The sequence below is a fragment of the Prevotella sp. MGM1 genome (assembly GCF_002933775.1).
GTDB lineage: Bacteria > Bacteroidota > Bacteroidia > Bacteroidales > Bacteroidaceae > Prevotella.
The window spans coordinates 1-23886 of record NZ_BEWV01000215.1; the positions used below are offsets into that span (position 1 = coordinate 1).

22 protein-coding genes are annotated in these 23886 nt (G+C 47.2%); 9 read left to right on the forward strand and 13 right to left on the reverse strand.

Annotated features, from left to right (window positions below; genetic code table 11):
- A partial coding sequence (locus MoGM_RS13415) for a hypothetical protein (RefSeq protein WP_233210275.1) occupies positions 1 to 188 on the forward strand: 188 nt, incomplete at its 5' end.
- 165 nt (positions 189 to 353) lie between these two features.
- Here the strand turns inward: MoGM_RS13415 and MoGM_RS11235 are convergent.
- From MoGM_RS11235 to MoGM_RS11245, 3 genes are all read right to left on the reverse strand, one after another.
- Positions 354 to 1073, reverse strand: a complete 720-nt coding sequence (locus tag MoGM_RS11235) for a Bax inhibitor-1/YccA family protein (RefSeq protein WP_104370143.1) — start codon at positions 1071 to 1073, stop codon at positions 354 to 356.
- A 218-nt stretch (positions 1074 to 1291) separates the two neighbouring features.
- The gene (locus tag MoGM_RS11240) at positions 1292 to 3235 is read right to left on the reverse strand and encodes a heparinase II/III family protein (RefSeq protein WP_104370194.1); all 1944 of its coding nucleotides are present in this window, start codon (positions 3233 to 3235) and stop codon (positions 1292 to 1294) included.
- 89 nt (positions 3236 to 3324) lie between these two features.
- Positions 3325 to 3915 carry an acyltransferase gene (locus MoGM_RS11245; RefSeq protein WP_233210276.1) on the reverse strand — a complete coding sequence of 197 codons (591 nt, stop codon included), beginning with the start codon at positions 3913 to 3915 and terminating at the stop codon, positions 3325 to 3327.
- Between the two features lie 505 nt (positions 3916 to 4420).
- Between MoGM_RS11245 and MoGM_RS11250 the strand changes: the two genes are divergently transcribed.
- From MoGM_RS11250 to MoGM_RS11270, 5 genes are all read left to right on the forward strand, one after another.
- Positions 4421 to 5002 carry a GNAT family N-acetyltransferase gene (locus MoGM_RS11250; protein ID WP_104370144.1) on the forward strand — a complete coding sequence of 194 codons (582 nt, stop codon included), beginning with the start codon at positions 4421 to 4423 and terminating at the stop codon, positions 5000 to 5002.
- 506 nt (positions 5003 to 5508) lie between these two features.
- On the forward strand, positions 5509 to 6318 hold the full coding sequence (locus MoGM_RS11255; RefSeq protein WP_104370196.1) for an SGNH/GDSL hydrolase family protein: 810 nt from the start codon (positions 5509 to 5511) through the stop codon (positions 6316 to 6318).
- Between the two features lie 179 nt (positions 6319 to 6497).
- Entirely contained in the window at positions 6498 to 7652 is a 1155-nt protein-coding gene (locus MoGM_RS11260; protein ID WP_104370145.1) for a PCMD domain-containing protein, read from the forward strand.
- 6 nt (positions 7653 to 7658) lie between these two features.
- Positions 7659 to 8408, forward strand: a complete 750-nt coding sequence (locus MoGM_RS11265) for a porin family protein (protein WP_104370146.1) — start codon at positions 7659 to 7661, stop codon at positions 8406 to 8408.
- 54 nt (positions 8409 to 8462) lie between these two features.
- Entirely contained in the window at positions 8463 to 10091 is a 1629-nt protein-coding gene (locus MoGM_RS11270; protein ID WP_104370147.1) for a calycin-like domain-containing protein, read from the forward strand.
- A 162-nt stretch (positions 10092 to 10253) separates the two neighbouring features.
- On the opposite strand, the gene MoGM_RS11275 is transcribed toward MoGM_RS11270, so the two are convergent.
- The 10 genes from MoGM_RS11275 to MoGM_RS11320 all read right to left on the reverse strand — a co-directional run bounded on the left by MoGM_RS11275 (position 10254) and on the right by MoGM_RS11320 (position 19657).
- Entirely contained in the window at positions 10254 to 11423 is a 1170-nt protein-coding gene (locus tag MoGM_RS11275; protein ID WP_104370148.1) for a DegT/DnrJ/EryC1/StrS aminotransferase family protein, read from the reverse strand.
- Between the two features lie 5 nt (positions 11424 to 11428).
- A complete protein-coding gene (locus MoGM_RS11280) occupies positions 11429 to 12352 on the reverse strand; it encodes a GNAT family N-acetyltransferase (protein ID WP_104370149.1) in 924 nt (307 codons plus the stop codon).
- Positions 12353 to 12413: 61 nt separating this feature from the next.
- Positions 12414 to 12821 (reverse strand): FdtA/QdtA family cupin domain-containing protein, encoded by a 408-nt coding sequence (locus MoGM_RS11285; RefSeq protein ID WP_104370150.1) that lies wholly within the window; start codon positions 12819 to 12821, stop codon positions 12414 to 12416.
- A gap of 140 nt (positions 12822 to 12961) precedes the next feature.
- The gene (gene purT, locus MoGM_RS11290; RefSeq protein ID WP_104370151.1) at positions 12962 to 14122 is read right to left on the reverse strand and encodes a formate-dependent phosphoribosylglycinamide formyltransferase; all 1161 of its coding nucleotides are present in this window, start codon (positions 14120 to 14122) and stop codon (positions 12962 to 12964) included.
- Positions 14119 to 14418 (reverse strand): hypothetical protein, encoded by a 300-nt coding sequence (locus MoGM_RS11295; protein WP_104370152.1) that lies wholly within the window; start codon positions 14416 to 14418, stop codon positions 14119 to 14121. The genes purT and MoGM_RS11295 overlap by 4 nt, the downstream gene beginning before the upstream one ends.
- Positions 14405 to 15517: a dTDP-glucose 4,6-dehydratase gene (locus MoGM_RS11300; protein WP_104370153.1), complete on the reverse strand. Its 1113-nt coding sequence runs from the start codon at positions 15515 to 15517 to the stop codon at positions 14405 to 14407. The genes MoGM_RS11295 and MoGM_RS11300 overlap by 14 nt, the downstream gene beginning before the upstream one ends.
- A gap of 41 nt (positions 15518 to 15558) precedes the next feature.
- Entirely contained in the window at positions 15559 to 16068 is a 510-nt protein-coding gene (locus tag MoGM_RS11305) for a metallophosphoesterase (RefSeq protein ID WP_104370154.1), read from the reverse strand.
- Positions 16069 to 16110: 42 nt separating this feature from the next.
- Positions 16111 to 16725, reverse strand: coding sequence for an AAA family ATPase (locus MoGM_RS11310; RefSeq protein WP_104370155.1), 615 nt, complete (start codon positions 16723 to 16725; stop codon positions 16111 to 16113).
- Positions 16722 to 18083 carry an MATE family efflux transporter gene (locus tag MoGM_RS11315; RefSeq protein ID WP_104370156.1) on the reverse strand — a complete coding sequence of 454 codons (1362 nt, stop codon included), beginning with the start codon at positions 18081 to 18083 and terminating at the stop codon, positions 16722 to 16724. Before MoGM_RS11315 ends, MoGM_RS11310 begins: the two co-directional genes overlap by 4 nt.
- Before the next feature lie 359 nt (positions 18084 to 18442).
- On the reverse strand, positions 18443 to 19657 hold the full coding sequence (locus MoGM_RS11320; protein ID WP_104370157.1) for an acyltransferase: 1215 nt from the start codon (positions 19655 to 19657) through the stop codon (positions 18443 to 18445).
- Positions 19658 to 20435: 778 nt separating this feature from the next.
- Between MoGM_RS11320 and MoGM_RS11325 the strand changes: the two genes are divergently transcribed.
- From MoGM_RS11325 to xseB, 3 genes are all read left to right on the forward strand, one after another.
- Positions 20436 to 21980 carry a S8 family serine peptidase gene (locus tag MoGM_RS11325; protein WP_233210278.1) on the forward strand — a complete coding sequence of 515 codons (1545 nt, stop codon included), beginning with the start codon at positions 20436 to 20438 and terminating at the stop codon, positions 21978 to 21980.
- A 19-nt stretch (positions 21981 to 21999) separates the two neighbouring features.
- Complete coding sequence (gene xseA, locus MoGM_RS11330; protein ID WP_104370158.1) at positions 22000 to 23250, forward strand: exodeoxyribonuclease VII large subunit; 1251 nt, start codon at positions 22000 to 22002, stop codon at positions 23248 to 23250.
- Between the two features lie 371 nt (positions 23251 to 23621).
- Complete coding sequence (gene xseB / locus MoGM_RS11335) at positions 23622 to 23813, forward strand: exodeoxyribonuclease VII small subunit (protein ID WP_104370159.1); 192 nt, start codon at positions 23622 to 23624, stop codon at positions 23811 to 23813.
- Positions 23814 to 23886: the final 73 nt, after the last annotated feature.

Consider the following 23886-nt stretch of genomic DNA (forward strand, 5'->3'; position numbering starts at 1 on the left):
ACAAAGCAAGTCCAAATACTAATTACACATATATAATATATAAAGAGACAATGGCTACAATCTTTTTTATAAATGAAATACAAGGCTGCCATAAACCACACGGTATACAATTTCTTGTAAACGGACAATATAAAAAAGAGGGGCATACTGTAAAAAGCAAGCAAAAAAGTTTAGTGACTAACTTTTGAGACGCACCGCAATAATCAGATAAAAAAAATGAGGGGCACTTCATTCAAAGTGCCCCATCCTCTTCTTTTTCACTTTTACGATTTTATACTCCAATAATATAAAATCACTGTTGTATTTAAAATACTAGATATTCAAAAATAATATAATAAGGTAATAACACCCGGTTATTTACGGTCACCCATTATTCTGAGAAGATGCAAGAACAGGTTTACGAAATCAAGATAAAGAGACAATGCACCTAAAAGTGCGATTTTCTGCGCTGTCTCACCTGTATCTCCAGCTTCCCAAAGCATTTTCTTTATTTTTTGAGTGTCATAGGCTGTCAATCCAACAAAGACGAGGACACCGACATAGCTAACTATCAGTTCCAATCCTGTACTCTTCAAGAATATATTTACCACGGAAGCGATTATAATACCTATCAATGCCATGAAAAGGAATTTTCCCATTGAAGACAAATCAGTCTTCGTTGTATATCCAATAAAAGCCATAACGGCAAAAGTACCCGCCGTAATAAAGAATACACTTGATATGGACGACATGGTATACAATGCGAATATGAGTGACAACGTGGCTCCGTTGATCACCGAATAGATAACAAACATCAAGGTTGCCACAGTGAGCGACAGCCTGTTGATCGCAGCGCTTAGTCCTATCACAAGAGCCAATTCAGCAATGATAAGACCAAAAAACAGCATCTTGTTCGTTGCTATCTCTATCAGCATTCCCGGGCTGTTGGCTATGCCATAAGCTGTAAACCCTGTTATCACAAGAGCCAAGGCCATCCATGTGTACACTTTTCTCATCAGTGCCGGAAATGCTGCCGACATTTCCAATTCACGCTCCCTAACGAGCTGTTCTGTTTCAAAACTGTTGTAATTCATTTTCTTTCGTTTATTTAAATTTGACATTCCATATTTCTCCGTACCACGATACTGCAACCGAACGGCAACATAACGGTCGCCGGCTGCATACCCGCATCATGATCGCTTTGCAAAGATATCTATTATTTTCCCGATTGGCATCAACATCGGTCATAAAAAAAATAAAAACAGTACATCAACCATTACCCAAAATAAGTAAGAGAACCACTATACGCCACCTAATCACACTTCTTTTTCTCCGAAACAACGGTATAAGAATATGACCCGAAAAGAGTTTGTCTTCTCGCAACCAATATCACACGATAAATCTTCCGTCCCCAAATATTGTACAAACGCGGATCATCTATCAATACCGGTTCTACAACCGGGCTGAAAATATCCTTATCATACATCAACAATGCTTTTATACCCTTTATATCAACAGTTACGATTCCCGGCTCCGAGATATCGACCATGCCCCATGTTAGAAATACAACACGATTGGGACTACACGCTTTCGACAAAGAGAAACGGTCGTTAATCTGCAACGAGCCATCCGACAAACGATACGAGCGAGTCCATATCTTCACATTCGCTTCCCGTGGATACGCTTCCGCAATATTGACAGAAAAACACATATTCACCGAATCAAACACTGTATCTTTCGCCCTATAACTCCTACCAACACCCTGGGAAACACCATTAATCACAGGAATATTATGATACTCGCTTCGCATTGTCCATATCGAATAGCGTTCGGAACTAAATGTTTTTCGCGTGTACGTCCCTACTCCGGCATCCAAAAAGACCGGTATGCTGTTAATATAAAGAGCGAAAGAACCCACATCATTATGATTATGGCTCTCGCCGTTATAACCACCTTTGGCTGCCACGAAAAATCCCGCATTGTTGGCCATATAACAAATCTCCGTTTTCGGATACCACGTGTATGGCGGTTTTTCCGGCGGTTCGTCTGTCCCTGTCAGTTCATTCCGGTAGAGCAACGTTTGCAACAAGCGGAAAATATCTCCTTGCGGTACTTCTCTTTTGGCCGGCAATCCTTTGAGATATGACGCGAAATGCATCATTTCCCGGCTTTTGACAGCTTTTCCATAACGGAAAATCATATCCACGTCAATATGGCCTATCGCTGTGGAGTCGGCAAAACTCACCAGCCATCCATCTCCGACATACGACCGCACCATATATTCACCCATATTCCGAAGTATGTGGCTATCGAATATAGATACGGCTCCGGCCGTTCCATCGTAAAGCAACTGAAGATAGTCATAAAGTTTCCCGGCCGCGTATTCCCAGTAAAACGTACCCTCTTCGCATGCTCCGTCATCAAAATTATAATTGATAAAATGATCCATGGAAACCATGGTACGACAAACTGCTTCGGCCAACCTGTCACGGTCGGTCTCTATAAGAAAGAAACACTGCAATACATAAAAGTTATTCCACGGAGTCCAGTTATTTATATGTTCTGTAGGTATCGGGTTAAATGCCATCCATCTGAAACGGTCTGTGCCCATGTATGTGTCAAGGATCCTTGTCCTCAGCTCATAAAGAAGCCTGTTGGATATCATTGGATTAACTTTATCGAAAGAGGGGCTCAAATAATAATAAATCCATGCCAACAACGAGGCAAGACCTCCGCTTCCCATCTCGATTATATGTTCCTTATGACTTGGCAGATATCCACCGTCCTTCTGATTCCACAGATGAGCCGACAACGCCCAAGTAGTCATCTCGCAACAATAAAACACACCATTTATTATCTGGTCTATAAAGCGGCCGCCACCTTCCGCCATCTCAGCCAAAAACAAGTATTCCAAAGCCGTTCTGTTCTCCCCATACGGTATTTCCATAACAGCCTGGTCGCCGCTTCTTCCGAATTCCATATAATCGGTGGCCTTTATTACTTTCCATTCATAGCCCAGACAATCCTCACCCTTACGTATATAGTCATCTTTATAATCACCAAGAAAATCGTCCCAACCGGCACGGTCCTTGTAAGCAGGATAAGGAACCCACTTTTGATTCATTACCAATGAAGCCCTGACTTTCTTGAAATCAGCCGCATTTTTCAGTAAGTCACGCTTTTCATACGGATAAGGCCGCACGCCAATCACGTCAGAGACCAATAAATACAGCCTTATACCTGTGACTTTAGCCATCCACCGATACACTATTTTGAGTATGCCCTTGATTTTCATTACCATAGAATACAAAAACCGCCATCACATATCCGGTAATCAACGGAATATCAAACAGAAATCCGTCTGACTATTCTTGCCGGGTTTCCGGCTATCACGCAATACCCTTCGGGAAAACTTTTCGTCACCACAGATCCTGCCCCGACAACCGTAACAGGACCCAATGTCACGCCCGGCAGAATCACGCTGTTCATCCCTATCCAGCATCTTTCGCCTATGCTCACCGGCTTTGCCTCTGAGTGCCTGTCAAGATTTAGCAAATCATGATTAGCCGTTATTATCCCTACATTCTGTGCTATGTATGTCCCTTTTCCAACGCTGATAGCCCCGATAGCCTGGAAATAGGTACCCGACATCTGGAAATTATTGATATCATCCACATGAAAAGATATATTGTCGGGATTGACAACTTTCTGAAACCGTGCCACCGGCCACCATGCCCCGGAGTTTGCTCCAAACAGTTTCTGGTGTAAAAGCCCTTTCGTGGCCCACTCCCACCCTAAAGACGATAACCCACTGAACCACACCGACTTATACAAACGGGGGGGGTAAAACATCCTTGCTACCGTATTGCCGATGGCATAATATAGAGCCTTTCGGATATACAATACGGGGTTCTTTATGCAACGACTGATTTTCATTGTGCCATTTATCTATAATTACTAAAACATAAAACCTCTCAAAAAATTACGCGGCCATCCTGTCAGATCCTACTCGATCTACCGCTGCGTCTGATGTATACACTGTATCTTTCCGTGCCATACATTAGCATGGTTATCGTGACGTCCTGTCACTTACATGCCGCTCCGAAGCAGGCGCCGGCTCCTCTAACACACCGGACACGCACTCCTGCATGCAAAGTTATCCATTATTTTTCAGACCGCCGCCAATTCTTTTTCATAAAAACGATAAAAGGCCGGCATCTGCCGGTCCACAGATATGCCTGATAACTTTAGTTAACAATAATCCACGATGCAATCGAGGCATTTTTTTGTAATTTTGCAGAAACCTGCCACAGCAACGGAATTTCCGGTCACATATGATATCGGTTTCCGGCATAGCCGACAAAACATTCGCCATAGGAAACAAATCCGCCCTCGGGCAGGAAAGACCAAACGATTAGCAACATAGTAAACAACCGCAAGCATGCAAGAAAAAATCACACTTCGCCCGGGCCGCAAGGAAGATGCGCCCGTGATAGCCGAACTCATCGTAATGGCAATGACAGACGAGTGTTGCCGCCACTTCTACGGAGAAAACCATACGGCCGAAGACTTCATGAGACTAATCACAGACCTGGCTGCCGGCAGCGACACACAATACAGCTATGAGAACACAATATGTGCCATGACAGACGACGGGCAGATAGCGGGTATCAGCGTGAGCTATGACGGCGGCAGGCTTTATGAACTTCGGCAGGCATTCATCAACGGAGCGAAAACCGCTTTCGGCATAGACCACAGCAGCATGAAGCCCGAGACCCAGGCCGGCGAACTTTACCTCGACTCACTCGCCGTATACCCCAGATTCCGGGGCATGGGCATCGCCAAGATGCTCATCGAGGCCACAGCCGAAAAGGCACGTTCGATGGGCTGCGGCCCTCTCGGACTGCTTGTAGACGAGGGCAACCCGAAAGCCGGGTGTCTGTATGAGTCCGTGGGGTTCAGGTTTGTAAACGACAGCGACTGGGGAGGGCACCACATGCGGCACTTACAGATGGGCAAATAGATGATTACGAATTTTATTTACAACTACCCTCTCATATTTCGTTTATTTTTGAAAAAAAGTCAGGAGGTCGAAAATTCCTGAGTTTTGAGCATTTTATAAGACACTGCCTGTCACCTACTTGTATTTTATTGACAAAACAACGGCATGCAACGGGATACTCGTTGCACACCGTTTGATTGCATTTCACCAAGCGACGGGATGCCCGTTGTCTCGCAATAAGCCGCTAAATGCGCCATAACGAGCGTCCCGTTGGAAAACAATCAGCCAAAAATCCGTTTTACGGCACTTTCAAACCTCATTCAAACGATTTTTCAGCACAAAAATCGGAACGCTTTTTTTTCAGAATTATCATTACATCACCATCAAAATGCCGACCCGAAAAAAACACTTAGAAACTTCATTTTCAAACCGTCGGTTTCATTTTATCGAAAATAATGAATACCTTTGCATAAATCAAGCGGCATACCGGCAATAAACAATTGAAAACAAATCAAAATACAATAGATATGAAAAGTAAACTGTTTTGCACCATCACCGCCATACTAATGGCTGTAACATCGGTGGCACAGACCATCACGGCACACCCGTGGCAAGGCAAGCGGGTGGCCTATTTCGGCGATTCCATCACCGACCCGCGCAACAAAGCGTCAGTCAAGAAATACTGGTCTTACCTGCAAGAGTGGCTCGGCATAAATCCTTATGTGTACGGAGTTAGCGGCCGGCAATGGAACGACATTCCACGACAGGCAGAGAAACTGAGAGCCGAACATGGCAACGACTTCGACGCCATACTGATATTCATAGGTACAAACGACTACAATGCCGGCGTGCCTATCGGAGAATGGTTCACGGAAAAAGACGAGCAGGTGATGGCGGGAATACACGAGCCGAAACACATGGTAGACCGCAAGCGCAGGTATCCCGCAATGGACAAAGGCACATATCGTGGCAGGATAAACATTGCACTCGACACACTGAAACGCATGTTTCCAACCAAGCAGATCGTAATCCTCACCCCGATACACCGTGCCGGCTTCTACGCCAACGACAAGAACTGGCAACCCACAGAAGATTACACCAACAAGTGCGGAGAATACATATCGGCATACGTTGACGCCTCCAAAGAAGCCGCAAACATCTGGGCAGTGCCCGTGATAGACCTCAACGCCTCTTGCGGCCTGTATCCGCTGATAGATGAGCACGCACAGTATTTCAACAAGGCAGACACCGACCGCCTGCACCCTAACGACAAGGGACACGAGCGCATGGCACGCACACTGGCATATCAGCTGCTCACGCTTCCTTGCTGCTTCTGACAGCGCCCCAGGCACGTCGAAACCATACCGGCATTTTCCTCATAATGTGTGGAAAATGCCTTTTTATATGTCCGAGAGAAAACTATACCGAAACAAAAAGTTTCCTTAAAAACATTGTAATACAATATTTTTTTGTATTTTTGTACGCCTAAATATATTTTATCCATTTCTATCCGACAATGAAATATTTATCATACGCCCTACCGGCACTCTTTTATATCCTTTGTCTCACTTCATGCTTCAAAGACGAACCGCTCAACGCGGAATGCGACATCGAAACGGCATGGATACACGCTGACAATCCTGAAGATATGTTTTTCAGCCTCAGCGACAGCCTGATCAACGTTAAGTCAGACATTACGGAAATTGTGTTTGAAGTGAAATCAGGCACCGACCTCACGGCTCTTGCCCCGATGTTTGCCGTCACAGAAGGTTCCACTATAACACCTGCAAGCGGCTCGGTACACGATTTCAGCAATGGCGGAAAAGTGGAATATACCGTGAGATCGCAAGACGGGGAATGGAGCAGGAAGTACACCGTGAGTTTCCGAACAGTGAAACGCACCAAGGAAGACATAGTGAAATTCGACTTCGAGAACTTCAGGAAAGACCGCACGGGCAAATACTACGAATGGAGCGACATCAACGAAGACGGAACCAACTTGAACAACTGGGCCACAGGAAACCCCGGATTCATGATAGCCATGGGATCGGCGCCGGCCGAAAACTATCCAACCACACCGATAGCAGACGGGGGGCTCGACGGAGCTGCCGTCAGGCTGGTGACGAGAAGCACCGGAGCATGGGGAGCGACAGTGGGCAAGAGAATAGCCGCCGGCAACCTGTTTCTCGGTGAGTTCGACTTCAAATACGTGCTGACAGAGACTCTGAAAGCAACAAGGTTCGGTGTTCGCTTCGACAAAAAACCGGTTAAATTCACCGGTTACTACAAGTATGCGCCCGGTGACAAGTTCCAGGACCAATACGGAAAGATTATAGACGGGCGAACTGACCGTGCAGCCATATACTCCGTGCTCTACCGCAACCACGACGACGCAGGCAATCCCGTGGTGTTGTATGGGGACAACATCATGTCGAGCGAGCTGATTGTCGCGATAGCAAGAATAGAATATGTTGAGCCTGCAAGCGGATGGACCATGTTCGAGGTCGACTTCAACTACGTGAAGGAACTCGACGAAGAACTGCTGTCCAACTACGGATACAATCTTGCCGTGGTTTTCTCGTCGAGCGACGAGGGTGACCACTTCGAGGGAGCCATAGGCAGCGAGCTTATGATAGACAAGGTGAGAATTACATGCACGATAACGGAATAGGAAACAATGAAAAGACTCTTTACTATAATGGCGATGGCTGTCGCCACACTGACCGCATGGTGCGGCGGACTGACCGACAGCCTGTGCTACAACGCACGGCTGGGATACAACATCGGCGGAACGGCCCCTATAGGCATGCCCGCCACGATACGAAGCCTCAACGAGTATAAAATGAAATCGAACCTGTCGTTCGGCATCGATGTACATAAAAACCTGAAAGGCCGATGGGGAGTCATGGCCGGCCTTCATCTCGAAAACAAGGGTATGGAGACAGACGCCACAGTGAAAAACTACCACATGACGATAGTGAAAGGCGGACAACCGCTCGAAGGATACTTCACCGGCAACAACTGCGTGAGAGTGGACGAATGGCTGCTGACCGTACCGGTGACGGCCACATACGACGCGGCCAAGAACGTGAGAATAAAACTCGGGCCATACGTGTCTTATGTGATGACGAAGAAGTTTGACGGGTATGTGTACGACGGGTATCTGCGCCAGAACACCCCAACCGGCCCCAAAATAGGCATAGGCAACACCGACAGCACCCGCGGAACATTTGATTTTTCCGACGAGATGCGCCGCTTCCAGTTCGGCATAGACGCAGGCGTAGACTGGTATTTCAGCAAGCGATGGGGAGCGTATGCCGACATAGCGTGGGGACTGACCGGCATACACAACAGCGATTTCAAGACCATAGAGCAGACGCTCTACCCCATATTCGGAACTCTCGGACTGACATACAAATTGAAATAAGATGAGAAACACGAGTACTTATATTCATTAACAAAACAAAAAGAAAGGAACATTATGAGAAAATTGTTTACCCTGTTCACCGCAGCCTGCATATCCGCAGCGGCAACGGCCACCGACTTCAACGGCAGACTGATGGTACTAATCAACGGAAGCGCATCTCCGAGCCAGGAGGCCAACATATCCGTGAACAGGCAGGATGACGGCAAATACACGCTTGAATTGAAAAACTTCATGCTCGGCACGGGAGCCGACGCAATGGGCATCGGAAACATCAAAATCACGGATACCGAAGCTACTGTCAACGCCAGCGGCACGACAAACCTGAAGACGACACAGACAATCACCATCACGGAGGGCGACGCTTCCGGCGTGATGATGTGGATGGGCCCGATGCTCGGTGAGATACCCGTAAGCATAGACGCCGACGTGGATGGCGAAAAGACACTCGCAGCCACCATCGACATTCCGTTCGTATCGATGAACATGCAGATAAAGGTGCTCTTCGACAGCAGGGCTTACCATATCGGCAACTCCGACTTCGAGAGTTTCCACACCGCCAAACTGTATTCGCCCCTCGAAGACGGCAGCGACTGGAACTATGAGGCAGGCCCAATGGCTACAAGCAACGAACCGGACCACTGGCACTCATTCATGAGCGCATCGGGAATAAAGCCCCTTATCTACATGGCGGGATACACTCCGCACACTTTCACATGCGACACGGTACGCCCCGGAAGCACAGGAACAAAGAGCGTACTGCTGACTTCGGCAGACATGGGATTTTTCGGTGTGGCCAACGGCACTATAACCACAGGCCGCATCAACACCGGAAGCATCAGCGCCGCAGACCTTGTGAACCACTCATGGAGCTCGCTCGACTCCATTGGAACCGACGATAAGGGCGACCCGTTCTACTCATTGATGGCCGGGCGGCCCGACAGTCTGACACTGTGGGTAAAGTTCAAGCAACTTGTTCCGCAGGAGACATACCCCTATGCCACTGTAAAAGCGGTGATTACGGACGGCAAATACTATCAGGATCCTGAAGACAAGGAGTACGACAATGTCATAGCCAAAGCCGTAAACAACACCATCGAAAGCAATAACTTCGAGTGGCAGAGACTCAGCATACCTTTCATATATACAGATAACGGAAAGGAAGGAAAGGTGATCCACGTGACTATATCCACCAATGCGGAACCGGGAAAGGGCAGCACCGACTCCCTGATAATAGACGATCTGAGCATATTGTACAACTGCGAGCTGACCGGTCTTAAAGTCAAGGGACAGGGCATAGACCTCGGTAAAGGCGTATACGATGCCGAAACAAACGCCACACTGATTATGGCAGACGGATTTACAGGCAATGACATCACCGCGGCAGACATCGAGACAGCGACGAACGGAAAAGGAGCCAAGGTGATCTACAACGTAGCATACTCGGATACCGACACCTACGTGACGATAACCGTGGTGAGCAACGACCTGAACTCATACAATACTTACAACGTGGTTTTACCCGGAACGGTGACAGGAATAGAGTGCATCGACAATCCGGAGGCATCCGACACCGTAAAGGCCATATACAACATGAAAGGCCAGAAAGTGAGCAAGATGAAGAGCGGAGAGGTATATGTGACCAGATATACCAACGGAAAGACCGTCAAGAGTATAATGAAATAATACCGGAAAGAGTATTAACTGGAAATTAAATCCTCCAAACCGACATCATATCTCGGTTTGGAGGATTTAATTTTAACATCTGAAAGAAGTTTATTTAAACATAAGAAAAGGTTTATCTAAAACTCATTGTCATCGCTTCCGGCTATATTGAAAATCATGTCATCAACTGCCGAAGCTGTTTAGCAAGCCTATCACCGTGTTTATTTCATTCTCCGTGAGCACCTGATTGCAAGGTATGCTCAGTTCCTCACTGTGTATACGCTCCGTTATCGGCAGTGACATATCGGCCATATGCCTGTAACAACCTTGCTTATGGGGGGGCACGGGATAATGGATTACCGTCTGCACGCCATTATCATAGAGGTATTTCCGCAACTCGTCGCGCCGATTGCAAAGTACTGGAAATATGTGAAAGACATTGTCGGAACAGTAGTCTTCCGTCGGAATGGTTATAAACGGATTACGCACATTGTCAATATACAATGCGGCAAGTCGGCGGCGGCATTCATTATCAATGTCAAGATAAGCCAGTTTGACATCAAGCACGGCAGCCTGTATCTCATCGAGACGACTGTTTCGACCCTCGTACGGGAAGATATACTTTCTTGAGGAACCGTAATTAGCCAGCGTTCTCACCATTTCGGCAAGCTCGCTGTCGTCTGTTGTCACGGCTCCTCCGTCGCCGAGGGCACCCAAGTTCTTCCCCGGATAGAAACTATGGGCGGCAGCGCTACCGAGCGAACCGGTGCGGCGAGGACTATCCAGAACTTCATTTCCACATCCCGCCACTTTTTTCTCACACCATCCGGAAACGTCTGCTCCGCCGAATGTGCAACCGTGGGCCTGCGCATTGTCTTCAATAAGCTTGAGATTATGCCGCCTGCATATATCTCCTATCGCATCCGTATAAGCGCATTTACCGTAAAGATGCACTATCATCACGGCCCGCGTGCGGTCTGTCAAGGCGCGTTCTATCAGCGAGTCGTCTATCTGGAACGTTTCGATCCTCGGTTCCACGAGCACCGGCACAAGACGGTTGGCGGTTATTGCAAGAATGGTAGCAATGTAAGTATTGGCCGGAACAATGACCTCGTCACCCTCATTCATCACTCCAAGCTCTATATAGGCCCGAAGAATGAGTGTCAAAGCATCGAGACCGTTGGCGCATCCTATGCAATGCGCCGTACCGATATAGCGGGAATAATCTGTCTCGAAAGCCGCATTAGCGTCTCCTTGCAGATACCATCCGCTGTCTACGACACGACGTACAGCGTCATTAATCTCTCCGGCATGCCGCTCCGTGACCTTTTTCAGTTCGAGATATTTTATCATTACCGTTATATTTCAAATGAGAATTTAAGGGAACTGCGGCATCCTATACCTTCCTTAAAAGAACAAAGGCCGTAATTAGGGACACCGTTTTCCGTTGAAGGGCCTATGTCGAGAATCCTGACACCATGGCCTCTATAATATTCAAAAATGCGGAACGCAAGATAATTCATCGGCCGCAGACGCGAATACTCACGCAAATCCCCCCAATAAATCACCTGGCATATATCATCGGTGACATGGAATATCTGGGCGGCGGCGATATCGTTGCCTTCATGTTCAAGTAGAAAGAAATCGGCATCCACGACTTTTATCGTATTGACAACATCATCGTGAGACATCCGCAACGGATAGCCTTGGTCCTCTCTGTTTCGCCTTATCACACAATATGCCCGATCGACACCCTCAACATCGCCGCTGTCTATATGCCGGAATACAAAATCCTCTTTCATGGCCTGGCGCAGTTTGTTCTTCGCTGTGCGCTCCAAAGACATTCCGTAATTGTCAAAGTCGGAAATGAGAAAATGGTAATTGACATCCATGGAACATATTCTCCCGAAACGGTGCATGGAGTTTGTCATCACGGAGAGTTGCCGTTCGTCATAAAATACCGGAGGCAATGTCATCACTACCGGCCTTGACATGCCATCGCCATAATCTTTCAATAAAGCGACCGCTTCGTCCACAAACTCGAAACATTGCTGCCTGTTGGTAGTAAAACCTCCGAACGGAGCGGAAAAAGGAGAAAGCAGCCGGCCGTTCCGCTCACCGAGAACAAGGCCGAAACGCACTTTTGAATTTTCAAATAACAGATAATGGAGGCTGTCGGCCTTTTCTCTGTTCAACTCAGAGAAACCGACCGTATTGTAAATATGCGGATATCGCATAAAGAACTCTTTATACTCCGCCGCAGAAGTCTCTGTTATTCGCATCCCTTACGACTTTTATCCACACCCATAAACCTTTCGCGACCATCAATCAAGCCTTTCATCATCACCTGTTACGACTTGCGATAAACTCGTCGTAGTCGCGAATATAGTCTTCTTCCTCAAACAGCTCGGACGCAAGGACAAGACAAACTGCACCCGAAGAAAAATCGTCAAGCGTGCGCCAGATACCGGTATCAACATAAAGCCCCTGATAAGGATGGTTCAAATGAAAAGTGACACGCTCTTCTCCATCGTCAAGAGTTACATCGAAAGAACCGCTTACAGCTATTATCAACTCCTTACATAACTTGTGGGCATGGCCTCCCCTGCTCTCACCCGCCGGTATATCATACGTCCAATAAACACGTTTTATGTCAAAAGGCACGTTTCTTATGCCGTCGGCCACTGTCAGATTACCCCGCGGATCAATAATCTTGGGCAGTTCGATTATCCTTCCCTTGGATGGATTCATATTTGATATCGAGTATATTTAAAGATATGGACATGCGGCACGGGCATCTACTCCGGAGTTCATTATCCCCGCCACTTAATCATACACGCAAAGGACACTACCCGCCACCGGCTCGTGCCGCATGTCCGTCACCCTATGAATTACTTTATAATTGTATCGGCAAGGCGCTTGGCTTTATCGCGCAAAGCGTCAATATCGGCATCAACCTCACCGTAACAGAGCACCACTCCCATACGGCGATTGACGTGCTGGTCGGGCTTTCCGAATATGCGTATGCGCGTATGATCTTCCTTCAATGCGTCAACGAAATTGTATTCAGGCTCATAGCCGGCATCTTCCTTTGCCAGAACCACGGCGCTCGCACCGGCATGTTCGAGATGAATGCCTGCGATCGGCAGTCCCATAACGGCACGGAAGTGCAATTCGAATTCGCTGAGATTGGTGGTATGACCGAGTGTTACCATACCCGTATCATGCGGGCGGGGAGACAACTCGCTGAAAATAACACCCTGTTCACGACTGTAAAAGAATTCAACACCCCATATACCGGCACCTGTGAGTGCCTTTGTAACCTTGTCGGCCATCTGCTGAGCGTCTTTCAACGCCTTGTCATCAATGGCATACGGCTGCCAGCTCTCACGGTAATCACCACCTTTCTGTATATGACCTATAGGCGGACAGAACAGCGTAGGGCCGTCTTTCTGGGTCACTGTGAGAAGAGTGAACTCACTGTCGAAATGTATGAACTCCTCTATTATCACTTCTTTCACGTCTCCGCGACTGCCTTCCATAGCCTCATTGAAAGCTTTTTCAAGCTCGTCGGCACTCTTGACAGTGCTCTGTCCGTGACCTGAAGACGACATCAGAGGTTTAATTACACACGGGAAACCGATTTCCTTGCTTGCCTCTTTCAACTCATCGAAAGTCTTGGCATAGAAATACTTGGCCGTGCGCAGTCCCAGTTCCTTGGCGGCGAGATCGCGGATAGCCTTACGGTTCATCGTGTAATTCACCGCACGGGCACTCGGTGTCACCTGTATGCCCTGCTTTTCGAAGTCAAAAAGACGCTCAGTACGTATAGCCTCTATTTCCGGCACGATAATATCAGGCTGATGCTTCTCTACCACCGCGGCCAAAGCATCGCCGTCGAGCATGCTGAATATTTCCCTCTCGTCCGCAACCTGCATTGCCGGTGCGTTATCATAACGGTCGCAAGCAATGACATACTGACCCGCGCGCTTTGCCGCAATGACGAATTCCTTGCCCAATTCGCCTGAGCCTAATAATAATATTTTCTTCATATTGTTTGTTGAATCATTTGCCATTCCGGCGTTATCGCTAATTTTCTGACGCACCCGTCTATAGTCTCCATCATCTCTTCGGGAGTCACCCCACGGCTTGCCGCTATCTCATCAAGGGCTATCCGCTCCATGCCGAACAACCCGTAATAGCCGGTCACGGCATGTTCGTCTTCCGGTGTGAGCAGGTGCATTATATGCTCCATGGCATGAACAATATCGCCACTCACGCTCTCGGGCGTATATGAGAGCCTTACGAGAAACGAATGCAGCCCTTTGCTTATATTATCTGTCGGCATACATGCTCTCGTAATACTTCTCGTACTCTCCGCTTGTGATATTATCCATCCATTCCTGGTTGTCGAGATACCAGCGTACGGTCTTCTCTATACCCTCCTCAAACTGCAAACTCGGTTCCCATCCAAGCTCGTTTTTAAGTTTGGTGGAATCTATAGCATAGCGCATATCATGCCCCTGGCGGTCTGTCACGTATGTGATAAGATCGAGATCCTCACCTTCTTTGCGTCCAAGCAAACGGTCGACGGTGTTTATCACAACCTTTATTATATCTATGTTCTTCCACTCGTTGAAGCCTCCGATATTGTATGTGTCGGCTATCTTGCCGTTGTGGAATATCACATCGATGGCTCTCGCATGGTCTACCACATACAGCCAGTCGCGCACGTTCTCGCCCTTGCCGTATACTGGCAGCGGCTTGCGGTGGCGTATATTGTTGATAAAGAGCGGGATTAATTTTTCCGGGAACTGATACGGACCGTAATTGTTCGAGCAGTTCGTCACTATCGTAGGCATTCCGTAGGTATCATGGAACGCACGCACAAAATGATCGCTTGATGCTTTCGACGCCGAATAAGGCGAATGGGGATTGTATTTGGTATACTCGTGAAAGAACTCATCGCCATATACCTCATGAGCGGATATTTCAGACGGTTTGCCTTCCGGATGAGTAAGTTCCAACGCTCCGTAAACCTCATCTGTAGAGATGTGGTAGAACTTCTTGCCCTCATATCTCTCGGGCAGTGACTCCCAGTATGTCTTGGCAGCTTGAAGTAGCGACAGAGTACCCATCACATTGGTTCTGGCGAATGTGAACGGATCTTTGATACTCCTGTCAACATGGCTCTCGGCGGCAAGGTGTATTATTCCGTCCACACGGTGCGTCTTCATCAGATCGAACATGAAGTCAAAATCACAGATATCCGCTTTCACGAACCTGTAGTTAGGCTTGCCTTCTATATCTCTCAAATTGGCCAGATTACCGGCATACGTGAGTTTATCCACATTGATGATATCATAATCCGGATATTTGTTCACAAACAGGCGGACTACATGGCTGCCTATAAATCCGGCTCCTCCGGTGATTATTATTGTCTTCATACTCTGTTATTTTTGGTTGATATGTCTTTTGTTGTTATCTATCACAGTTCCGCCTTCCGGTGGTCTCCTAATGTAATAACTTCACAATCAGTGAATTTATTGCCCTCTATTGTAAGTCTTATCACCGTCCGTTCCTTGTGCCACCCTTGCAGACCTGCCGCACCGGGATTTATGTGCAACAAATTCAGCGTCTTGTCATATTTCACTTTCAATATATGAGAATGGCCGCTTATAAACAGTTGAGGGGGCGAGGCGTATATCATGCTTCTTATCGAGCAATCGTAATTGCCGGGATACCCTCCGATATGTTTCATCAGCACATCCACGTCCTCACATTTCCAACGTAGGGTCTCACGGTACATCAGCCGCAGGTCACCTCCGTCACAGTTACCGCATACGGCTCTGAGCGGACGAAAGGCGGCCAGTTTTTCCGCCACTTCGAGCGAACCTATATCGCCCGCATGCCATATCTCGTCGCATGGGTCGAAGTATTTCAGGTAGCGGTCGTCCCAGTAAGAATGCGTATCGCTGATTATTCCTATTCTCTTCATCGCTTCATGCGTTTATTCACTAATGAATCATCGTGCGGAAGCTCAACGCTCCGTAGCCAAAGCCTGCTCTATGAAACGGGATATATAATCCACCGTGCCGGACATGCCGAGAACGCTCGAATTCACACACAGGTCGTAACTCTCGCTGTGCCCCCACTTCTTCCCTGTATAGTAATTATAGTAAGATGCCCTCTCGCTGTCTCCTTTCGATATTCGCTTGCGTGCCTCGGCCTCATCCAGTCCGTCACGTCCGCAGATGCGGTTTATGCGGTCTTCGGTATTTGCCGTGACAAATATATTCACGACATCTGTACGGTCACGCAGCACATAGTCTGCACACCGACCTACAAACACGCATGCCCCGGATTCGGCCGCCTTGCGTATGGCATCGCTCTGAAACTTGAAGAGACTCTCCTGCGACAGGTTGTTATTATAGAAGTTTCCGTCGCTCATATGCGGAACGTGCAGATGAAATATTGTCTTGAAAAAGTTTTTGTTCTCATCGTTACGTTCGAAAAACTCCTCGCAGAATCCGCTTTCCTTTGCTGCCAGATTGAGCAGTTCCCTATCATAGAAGCGACAGTTGAAACGCTCCGCCAGACGGGAAGCTATAGTGCGTCCGCCGCTGCCGAGTTGCCGTCCTACATTTATTATCATAGTGTTTGATTTTCGTTTTTCATTTTATTCATGTATCTCACCATAAGCCACAGCGTGACCAGCGCCGACAGAGTATCTGATATGGGCATGGACATCCATACACCGTTCACCCCGAACTCCAACGGAAGTAGCAGAAGCAACGGAAACAGAAAGAGCATCTGGCGGGACATTGAAAGAAATATGCTGGTCTTTGCCATACCGATACTCACAAAGAAGTTGGTCACCACCATCTGATAGCCAACAATCGGGAACGTAGCCATTATAATGCGCAGACCGTGCGCCGCCAGACCTATCAGCTGCTCATCGGGGGTAAACATCCTGGCACATAACTCAGGAATAAACTCGGCCACGAGAAAACCGGATGTCGTGACCACTGTGGCTGCCAGCATCGATAGCTTCAATGTCTTCATCAGCCGGGCCGTGTTGCGCGCTCCATAGTTATATCCGGCTATCGGCTGCATGCCTTGGTTAATTCCCATAACCACCATAACAAAGACAAACGCAATTCTGTTAGCTATACCGTAAGCACCCACCGTCAGGTCACCGCCATATTGGAGCAGTCCCTTATTGATGAATATCACCACGATACATGCACACACATTCATCAGAAATGGTGACATACCTATGCCTATTATGTTTCTGACTATCGCTTTCCTCAACTTGTATGTCCCCTTGCATAGGTGCAGAAGCTGGCTCCTGTCGGCAAACAGCCATATCTGCCACGTAAGAGCTATCATCTGCGACAGTATCGTGGCGTATGCCGCTCCGCTTATACCCAAACCGAGAGTATATATGAACAGCGGGTCGAGCATGGTGTTCATAATAACGGTGAACATCGTGGCATACATCGCATGACGTGGTTTTCCAGCTGCGCGCAGCACGGCATTCATACCGAAATACATGTGCGAGAACACGTTTCCGAGCAGTATTATCACCATATAGTCGCGTGCGTAAGGTATTGTCTGGTCGCTCGCGCCGAAGAAATACAGTATAGGATCGAGAAACAGTAGCGACACGATACTGAAAAGCACTCCGATTATCAGGTTGAGCGTAATCGTGTTACCCAGAATGTTCTGTGCCGTGGAATAGTCGCGCTGACCCAGTTTCACGGATATGCATGTAGACGCTCCCACACCCACCGCCGCACCAAATGCCGCTGAAAGGTTCATGAACGGGAATGTGAGCGCAAGCCCCGATATGGCCATCGGCCCCACTCCCTGCCCTATGAAGATACTGTCTACCATGTTATAGAGCGACGACGCCGTCATGGCGATAATAGCCGGCATGGCATACTGCATGAGCAGACGTCCCACCGGCTTGGTTCCTAATTCCAATGTCGACTGTTTGTTATCTGACATATTTATCTTAGTAAATGATGTGCAAAGTTAGCACAAAAAAGCGAGAATATGAAAAAGAAAAGAAGAGAAAGAAGATTTTTTGAAAAGATGGACAAAGGAAAGACCGGGAATTGAAGAAAATACATGAAAAGTTAAAGAAATAAGAGGGAGTTATGGCAAGACTCGCCCGCCGGCAGGTTAAATGACAATCGCTTTTGCCAATGAGCCTTGCACATTCTGAGACACGCCCTAAACAAATAAAAAAACATGAAACAACTTTTTGTCATCCGCCATAAACAAAACAAGAAATTCTCCGGTTAATATACGCAGATGCTATATACCGAAGAACTTTTACCTGCATTTGACATGTCGGATATGCTTTATCTGTTTCCGGAAAACAGCAAGGTTATCTTTGGAAAAATCTTTCGTGCCACCATAAGTACGACAATACACATAAACGCCGTCAGAAAAGGGGCAAAGAGATATACTATACCATTTTCAATCCCGGTATTCCCCGGAATTATTTTGTGGAGTATCCGGGTAATCAAAACCAAGGGCATTCCTATCAGAGGTAAGCCGACACCATGAAAAGCGTAGATAAAAAAGCAACAAGACACCAAGAACTTGTTTGGCCTGACATCATAATTGCTTATACACCATGAAGCCAAATAAAAAGCTGTAAAAACTCCACTGGACACAAACAGCGGGTAAACATTTTGCCCAATTACTGTATTGGTGCCATCATAAATAGTCGTGACAACTAAAAGACATGCACATACTGGGATTAACAGATATTTGTATTTGTTAGCGAATGTGACAATATTGAGTCTGTTCAAAGCAAAATACGCTCCCGTTGAGAAATAAAAGAATGCCGTAATATGAAAACCTGGCAAAAGAGTCCACACCCTTGAAATATATGCGGCAAACAAGAAAAGGACAAAAGAAAGTCTGAGCTTCTTTATCGCATAATAAATCAATGGCGCAAGAACGGTTACCACTATCAGATCCCGAAGAAACCAAAGAGGCAAATCGTATGGTCCTGTCATCCTCAGATTATCTCCGAGCCAGTTTGTTTGCGTCGTTCCCCATTCCCGACAATCGTAAAAAATGTGCCAACTCTTTTCTTGTATCATGGAAAGCACATCACCAATATTGTCAGAACTGACTAAAGCAAGAGAAAGTTTTCCCAATACTGCCAAAACAAACGGCACAAGATTCCACAATATATAAGGAATAAACAAAGTTTTTGTCCTGCTCTTTACCTTTCTTTTATATGCGTCCCACGATAATTTTGGAATGTTATAAAAGAAAAGAAATCCGGAGATCAGAAAAAAAATCGGTACCGCTATATGGGTCAGCACATGTGAAAAGACTATCCCAATCACATTGTAAATACCGCGACCTGACAATAACTCGAAATCAGCTTCCAACAAATTGATTACATTCGGATTCATGTGTATAAAGATAACCATTATCGTTAATGGAAATCTGAGAAGGTCGATCGTGTTCAATTGCAACTGTGAAGCGTCCGAAAGCGACGCTTTTTGATTAGATAACGTGACGTTTTTATTCATGGTTAATATTGCTTTCCGCATTTATCTATCAATCACGTCACCGCATAAAAAAGGCACAGGCCTTCTTATGCGTTCGTCGAGGTTGCGTCGGAATGAGACCTCTCTATCCTTATAAGAGTACCTATGCCGGATGAGGCAAAGGCAATGACTCCTATTTCAAGGATAGAAAGGCAAATCCGACCAATGGATTCGCCCACCACTATTTGTTTGTTCTTATCTCAATCTGATTAGTTTCCGACGCTATTCAGACGAACGCAAATAATAGTCAATGCTTTATGTAAAATATCTGCGCTATGCGCTAATTGTTTTCTGTTTCTTACTAAAATAAATTATTCAATACCCAACCGCCATAATACGATGCGGATACTGTGTTGTCATACATTAAAAAGTGCCGTCAATATTATTACGGACATAAAGGCAACACATTCATCACTGTGGATAAAAGAAGTTACCGGCGCAAAGATACAATTTTTCCAACAAATAGTAGAAACACTCACAAACTTTTACACTAATCTTGATTTACTTCTTTCATTTATCTGTAACCGCACCCTGATTGCAGTAAAATTGCAGTAAAATTTGCCATCCCCTTCATCGTCAATTTTGTGGAGCTGAAATCAGACAGGTTCCCACACACGTAACCCTCGCCTGACACAATTATAGAAACAACGATGAAATAAACAACAAGCACAAAATACCGATGCGCACCTGCAAGTGCGCCTCTTTTATATCAAACCTCTACACATTTCCGGATTTATTTGGATTTTAGCGGAAATTGCAGTAAGTTTGCACCATAAACGATATGGGAACAAGAACAGGCATATATATAATCGCAATATTCATGGCGTGCTTCTGCCATGCGGCCGGGCACGGGCGGAACATATTCGGAGACAAACCGGTGCGCAACAAGCGCGCCGGCACATGCACACAGGAAACAAACGTGCTATCCACTGAGGACAGCGGCAAGACAGCACACAAGCCGGCGGATACCGGTGATACGAAAGAAAAGAAAAAGAAAGCGGTAAAGAGACAATACATATACAGGTTTACGCTGAAAGACAAAAGCGGCAACCCATACTCTCTGAGCCGTCCGGAAGAGTTTCTTTCACGCAAATCTATTGAGCGCAGGCGGAGACAAAAGCTCCCGACAGACTCCACCGACATGCCCGTCAGTACGAAATATATAGAAATGCTGAGCGTGGAAAGGGTGAAAATAATCGGTACAAGCCGCTGGCACAACACCGTTCTACTGAGCACCTCAGACACAACCACCGTACAACGACTTGCCCGAATGAACTTCGTGAGAAAATGCGAGAAAGTCTATCAGTCGCCAGACAGCATCGAGAAAGAAGTATACGACAAAGACTACCATGACCGCTTCAACCCATGGGACACTGTCGCCACCTCACGCTACGGGGTTGCGGAAAGCCAGGTCGCGATGCTCAACGGCTCTGCGCTGCACGAAGCCGGCTACGAGGGACAGGGCGTGACAATCGCCGTACTCGACGGCGGATTCAGGAATGCAGACCGAATTCCGGCTTTCGAAAGCATAAACATTATCGGAGCGAAGGATTTCATCAGCGAGAACACTGACGACATATACCGCAAAGCCGACCACGGGACAAAGGTCCTGTCGGCGATGGGAGTGAACGCGCCATACGTCTACACCGGCACGGCACCACAAGCCGGCTACTGGCTGCTGCGATGCGAGGACATACAGACCGAGCAACCGGTGGAAGAGGACTACTGGACTATGGCGGCCGAGTTTGCCGATTCCGTCGGAGCGGACATAATAAACAGCAGTCTGGGCTACACACAGTTCGACCGTCACCTCGGCGACCACAGATACAGAGACATGGACGGGCACACCGCATTCATATCGCAATCAGCGTCCATGCTTGCCGACAAAGGCATGATACTCATCACGAGCGCCGGAAACAGCGGCATGGGCCCTTGGAAAAAAATCGTTTTTCCGGCCGATGCGGAAAACATCATCACCGTAGGAGCGGTAACACCGAAAGGCATGAATGCCCCTTTCTGCGGTGTAGGGCCTACGCAAGACGGAAGGACAAAACCCGATGTGATGGCACAGGGCAGTCCGGCGGCCGTAATATCGGGCCGCGGCACGATCAACAGAGACATGGGAACTTCTTTTTCCACACCGGTGGTGTGCGGCCTCACGGCCTGCCTGTGGCAGGCTTTGCCGGGCAAGACGGCAAAAGAAATAATGGACCTTGTACGTCGTTCGGCCGACAACACCGATCATCCCGACAACATATTCGGCTACGGCATACCTGATTTCGGTCGGGCTTACGACATGGGAAGAGACGGTTTGCCACAGCAATGACACATAAACAGCATCCCTTATGACACATTATAGTATCACTGACAGACGACCGATGACACTGCTCGAACTGAACACCATGCTGCGTTCGGCCATCGAAACGGGCATGCCAGACGAGTATTGGGTAGAGGCGGAACTGTCGGAAGCAAGAGAATCGCGAGGCCACTGCTACATGGAACTCGTGGAAAAAGACGGCGCCGGCAACACGCCGATAGCACGTGCACAGGCCAAATGCTGGCAGAACACGTGGTCGCTGCTCCGTCCATACTTCGAGCGCACCACCGGACAGAGGCTCCGCCCCGGCATGAAAGTGATGCTTAAAGTATATGCACGCTATCATGAGGCATACGGCTTCTCATGGATTGTGACAGACATCGACCCTACATACACCATCGGCGACATGGCACGCAAGCGGCAGATGATTATCGACAGTCTGAAAGCCGCCGGAGTGTTCGACCTTAACAAAGAACTGGCTCTCCCCATGTTCACGCAACGTATAGCCGTAATATCGAGCGAGACGGCTGCCGGATACGATGATTTCCGCAACCAGCTCACCGACAACGAATATGGCTTCGCATTCTCAGTAACGCTCTTTGACGCAATAATGCAAGGCGAACACGTGGAGAAAAGCATCATCGCCGCCCTCGACTTGATAAACGGTCGGGCCGAGGATTTCGACTGCGTGGTAATCATCCGGGGCGGCGGAGCCACAAGCGACATGTCGGGGTTCGACTCGCTCGCACTCGCGGAAAACGTCGCCAACTTCCCCCTTCCGGTAATAACGGGCATCGGGCACGACAGGGACGAAAGCGTGACAGACATGGTTGCCCACACCAGCGTGAAGACACCGACTGCCGCCGCCGCAATGCTCATCGGCATTTTGAAATCCACGGCAGACACCATCGACAGTTATGGGGAGCGCATAGCAAGGGCCACAAGCAACCGGATGGAAACCGAACACATACGCATCGGACGACTGGCGGAACGCATTCCTGCTCTATTCTCAGTGGCAAAGACAAAACGTGAGGCGTTTCTTGACATGCTCTGGATGCGGATATGCTCGGCACCGAGACACATACTGACCGCCGAGACACACCGGGTCTCAATGTTGGCACAGCGTGCGCAGGCTCTCGACCCGACCCTGCTGCTCAAGCGCGGCTACAGCATCACCCTTCATAACGGACGTGCCGTAAGAGACGCCAATAAGTTGAAACCCGGTGACGAGATAGAGACAAGATTTGAAAAAGGAAGTGTGAAAGCGGTAGTGAAGTAATTTTCACGAAAAAAGGAAGTGTATTTGAGAAGTTAAAGAAGTTTTTTTTGAGAAGTTAAAGAAGTATTTTTGAGAAGTTAAAGAAGTTAATGAAGTTAGGAGAAGTTAAAGGACGTATGCTTTGTTATATGTATTTTGAAATGAACATAAGCCTAAGTAATAATGATTATTCTATAAATAATCTGCAACCGACACGTCTGCACAATCAGGCACACAGTCGGTATTGTCCTTTAACTTCCCCTAACTTCATTAACTTCTTTAACTTCTCAAAAATACTTCTTTAACTTCTCAAATACACTTCCTTATCTTCTCTATTCCACTTCCTTATCTTCCCAAATCATCATTAAATCATAATCAACAAACAATATCCAATGAAAAAAGCGATAAAATACGAAGAAGCGGTGAAAGAGCTCGAAGAGATTGTAAGGCAAATGGAAAGTGACAGGCTCGACATCGACGTTATGTCAGACAAACTTAAAAGAGCGCAGGAACTGATTACAATCTGTAAGAGCAAACTTAAAAAGACCGATGAGGAAATAAGAAAAATACTCGATAAAGAGTAGTTTTGTTACAATAGAGGTCAATTTATACGACATTTTATTGTCAGTGTCCTATATTTTAACTACTTTTGCAGAA

Bases quoted from the DNA above. Each gene is read 5' to 3' on its own strand.
- MoGM_RS11235 (WP_104370143.1), bottom strand. From the start codon at position 1,073: ATGAATTACAACAGTTTTGAAACAGAACAGCTCGTTAGGGAGCGTGAA.
- MoGM_RS11240 (WP_104370194.1), bottom strand. From the start codon at position 3,235: ATGGCTAAAGTCACAGGTATAAGGCTGTATTTATTGGTCTCTGACGTG.
- MoGM_RS11245 (WP_233210276.1), bottom strand. From the start codon at position 3,915: ATGAAAATCAGTCGTTGCATAAAGAACCCCGTATTGTATATCCGAAAG.
- MoGM_RS11250 (WP_104370144.1), top strand. From the start codon at position 4,421: ATGCAAGAAAAAATCACACTTCGCCCGGGCCGCAAGGAAGATGCGCCC.
- MoGM_RS11255 (WP_104370196.1), top strand. From the start codon at position 5,509: ATGAAAAGTAAACTGTTTTGCACCATCACCGCCATACTAATGGCTGTA.
- MoGM_RS11260 (WP_104370145.1), top strand. From the start codon at position 6,498: ATGAAATATTTATCATACGCCCTACCGGCACTCTTTTATATCCTTTGT.
- MoGM_RS11265 (WP_104370146.1), top strand. From the start codon at position 7,659: ATGAAAAGACTCTTTACTATAATGGCGATGGCTGTCGCCACACTGACC.
- MoGM_RS11270 (WP_104370147.1), top strand. From the start codon at position 8,463: ATGAGAAAATTGTTTACCCTGTTCACCGCAGCCTGCATATCCGCAGCG.
- MoGM_RS11275 (WP_104370148.1), bottom strand. From the start codon at position 11,423: ATGATAAAATATCTCGAACTGAAAAAGGTCACGGAGCGGCATGCCGGA.
- MoGM_RS11280 (WP_104370149.1), bottom strand. From the start codon at position 12,352: ATGCGAATAACAGAGACTTCTGCGGCGGAGTATAAAGAGTTCTTTATG.
- MoGM_RS11285 (WP_104370150.1), bottom strand. From the start codon at position 12,821: ATGAATCCATCCAAGGGAAGGATAATCGAACTGCCCAAGATTATTGAT.
- purT (WP_104370151.1), bottom strand. From the start codon at position 14,122: ATGAAGAAAATATTATTATTAGGCTCAGGCGAATTGGGCAAGGAATTC.
- MoGM_RS11295 (WP_104370152.1), bottom strand. From the start codon at position 14,418: ATGCCGACAGATAATATAAGCAAAGGGCTGCATTCGTTTCTCGTAAGG.
- MoGM_RS11300 (WP_104370153.1), bottom strand. From the start codon at position 15,517: ATGAAGACAATAATAATCACCGGAGGAGCCGGATTTATAGGCAGCCAT.
- MoGM_RS11305 (WP_104370154.1), bottom strand. From the start codon at position 16,068: ATGAAGAGAATAGGAATAATCAGCGATACGCATTCTTACTGGGACGAC.
- MoGM_RS11310 (WP_104370155.1), bottom strand. From the start codon at position 16,725: ATGATAATAAATGTAGGACGGCAACTCGGCAGCGGCGGACGCACTATA.
- MoGM_RS11315 (WP_104370156.1), bottom strand. From the start codon at position 18,083: ATGTCAGATAACAAACAGTCGACATTGGAATTAGGAACCAAGCCGGTG.
- MoGM_RS11320 (WP_104370157.1), bottom strand. From the start codon at position 19,657: ATGCGGAAAGCAATATTAACCATGAATAAAAACGTCACGTTATCTAAT.
- MoGM_RS11325 (WP_233210278.1), top strand. From the start codon at position 20,436: ATGGGAACAAGAACAGGCATATATATAATCGCAATATTCATGGCGTGC.
- xseA (WP_104370158.1), top strand. From the start codon at position 22,000: ATGACACATTATAGTATCACTGACAGACGACCGATGACACTGCTCGAA.
- xseB (WP_104370159.1), top strand. From the start codon at position 23,622: ATGAAAAAAGCGATAAAATACGAAGAAGCGGTGAAAGAGCTCGAAGAG.